This is a genomic window from Streptococcus sp. bf_0095 (assembly GCF_004166885.1).
In the GTDB taxonomy this organism is placed as follows: domain Bacteria; phylum Bacillota; class Bacilli; order Lactobacillales; family Streptococcaceae; genus Streptococcus.
This window is the reverse complement of sequence record NZ_RCYU01000007.1, coordinates 1-2,407: the sequence shown is the minus strand read 5'-3', so window position 1 is coordinate 2,407 and position 2,407 is coordinate 1. Positions and strand designations below refer to the sequence as shown.

At 36.5% G+C, this 2,407-nt stretch carries 4 protein-coding genes; all 4 read right to left on the bottom strand.

Annotated elements, in window-relative coordinates; all coding sequences use genetic code 11:
• Positions 1-218 (bottom strand): hypothetical protein (locus EAI95_RS09930; RefSeq protein WP_129822887.1); only part of this gene is annotated, 218 nt, incomplete at its 3' end.
• 476 nt (positions 219-694) lie between these two features.
• Positions 695-922, bottom strand: a complete 228-nt coding sequence (locus tag EAI95_RS09925) for a hypothetical protein (RefSeq protein ID WP_129822885.1) — start codon at positions 920-922, stop codon at positions 695-697.
• A gap of 2 nt (positions 923-924) precedes the next feature.
• Positions 925-1,308, bottom strand: coding sequence for a hypothetical protein (locus EAI95_RS09920; RefSeq protein WP_129822883.1), 384 nt, complete (start codon positions 1,306-1,308; stop codon positions 925-927).
• A 225-nt stretch (positions 1,309-1,533) separates the two neighbouring features.
• Positions 1,534-2,334, bottom strand: coding sequence for a hypothetical protein (locus EAI95_RS09915; RefSeq protein ID WP_129822881.1), 801 nt, complete (start codon positions 2,332-2,334; stop codon positions 1,534-1,536).
• Positions 2,335-2,407: the final 73 nt, after the last annotated feature.

Below are 2,407 nucleotides of genomic sequence, written 5' to 3'. Positions count from 1 at the left end.
CCATCTTTCAGAATAATTTCTCCGTCCTCGTCAACTTCAGTAGTCGTATCGTCTACTTCGATTTTCTTGAACAATGTAAACATATAACCTATATTTTCAATAAAGTAAGGTTCACAATCAAAGTTATTCTGAATAATTTCCCTGTATTCTTCAAATTTAACAAGAGAAACATCATGTGCTACCCATGTTATGTTATCTATCGAATACTTTAACTCCATAAAACTCCTTTCTATTAAGATTTGATACGGCTACAGAAAATTTTCTCAACACGGCATTGCTAGCAAGTAACCAGCCCCCTTGAACCCCATTTGTGCGAGCAAAAGCACCCTTTTGCTCTCTGCGTTCGCGATTGTCCAAGTGGTCTGCTTACTAGCAATGCTATACGAAGCGTGTTTTGAGAAATTTTTCTTTGCCTTCAGCTCGTTCGATATTTCTGTCCCTGCGTCTGATTTTCCCAAGGGTACACAAATCATACCCCCTAGCGGTCTCTTAGAGTGTTGACCGCAAATTTTTCGATTTTATGTTTTTTTGAGCAGATTTCATGATCACTCACTGCGTCTATCGACTACGTGAGTGCCAGAAATCATGACTCAAAAAATACCATAAATCGAAAGGTAGATACGGTCTACCCCTCTAAGAGTTCCTAGTGTCTGCTTCTCTACCATTAGAAATCATACTCGTCAGAAACCAACGTCTAAACCAAGAAATATCTCCCATTTCGCTCGCCAACATAGTAGTATGCTAACCCTTTTTCATCGATACCATCAGCAACCATGCCTTTCTCGATAAATTCAGACTGGATATCAGCATACGTGAGATTTTTCTTTGTCTTATCAGGCTTATAAATGTATTTATAGATTTCAGCAATCGACATCAAACATAATCTATAGCCATCTTTGTCTCTACTTAATAATTTTATCATGGTTATTCAACTATTTGTGAACTTTCTCCATACAAAATAAGTTTTGGCATTGCAAAATCTGAGTTACGTGTTGAAGTTGCCCAGACTTTGGAATTTTCTTCATCATACTTAATCTTGACAACATCACCCACCTCACCTGGCTGCGGTTTTTCGTAACGTACATCAAAGATAGCACGATTACTTTCGAATTCTTTAGTTGCACGGAGTTGATAGGTCACACGATAGCCAAGGATTTTCCCTGTTTTCTCGAATTTACCATCTTTTTCTTCCTTTTCTTCAATCGGTGTAGATGGTTCATAAATCTCTACTTCAAACTCACTTCCATCAATCAAATTGTAATCAATTTTTACAAGCTCATTCACTTGTAATTCCTTCTGTTTAGCCATATTTCGGCTCCTTTCTTATATTTTTACCTTTTTCATCGAAAACAAAAAGGCTCACAAACTTAGTTGCAAACCTACATCAGAAAATTACGTTTTGTAATTTTTGCCAGTGAAAAGAGTTGACAAAAATCTTCAATATGATATACTTGATGTAGGTTTTGTAGGTGAGTTAGGGTTTGCTTAACTCACTTTTATTATTTACTATTATAAGCTGAAAGCGTATTTTTGTCAATCTGTTTTAGGATACAAATCAAAATAATAATCAAACAAGGCTGTTTCTTCATGAAGCAGTTTTTTTGCTTTGTCCTTCAACGGATCGTCACTAAATTCTTCTTTCAGCAACTTCCTATATTTGTATCTACGTTGCTTAGTCATTCGACCAAGCAACCACGGATTATCCCTCACTGCAAAAACATTCATAATCGTATCAATATCTTTATTTTCAAGATTTTCGTCAATCAAAAATCTCATCTGTTCTAACATCTCTTCAAAATGCGTAAAACATTCATTGATACCACGTGTTCGAACTTGCATTTCTATTCGCCACCAATGCTTTCGAGCCAACGGATAAATATCATCTGAAAAGTCTTCATAAGCCTTTCCATTCAGGAATTTCTGTCTACGTTCAGTTCCCTTATTATAAATTCGAATAAACACATTTGATTTTCGCATGCCATAGTAAGTATTCTCGAGAGCTCCAGTTGGACTCATAAATCTACATGACTTCACTCGAGGACGGTCAAGAACTAAATAGGTTAAATCTCTCCCGAAAACATCAAGGGCAATATCCATTCGGCTCATGTGTCGAACTGGAAATAACTCCTTAGTCAAGCCACTCTCAATAAAATAAACCAACTCTTTGCTTATCACATTAGGATTGTACTCCATACGGAAAATATCCTTACCATTGATATATTGTCCATGCAGCTGTCGTTCTCGATAGAAACCATCTTTCAGAATAATTTCTCCGTCCTCGTCAACTTCAGTAGTCGTATCGTCTACTTCGATTTTCTTGAACAATGTAAACATAGTTCAAGAAAATCGAAGTAGACGATACGACTACTGAAGTTGACGAGGACGGAGAAATTATTCTGAAAGATGG

What these genes read in the sequence shown, in the direction of transcription:
- EAI95_RS09925 (WP_129822885.1), bottom strand. Translation starts at nt 922, where the DNA reads ATGATAAAATTATTAAGTAGAGACAAAGATGGCTATAGATTATGTTTG.
- EAI95_RS09920 (WP_129822883.1), bottom strand. Translation starts at nt 1,308, where the DNA reads ATGGCTAAACAGAAGGAATTACAAGTGAATGAGCTTGTAAAAATTGAT.
- EAI95_RS09915 (WP_129822881.1), bottom strand. Translation starts at nt 2,334, where the DNA reads ATGTTTACATTGTTCAAGAAAATCGAAGTAGACGATACGACTACTGAA.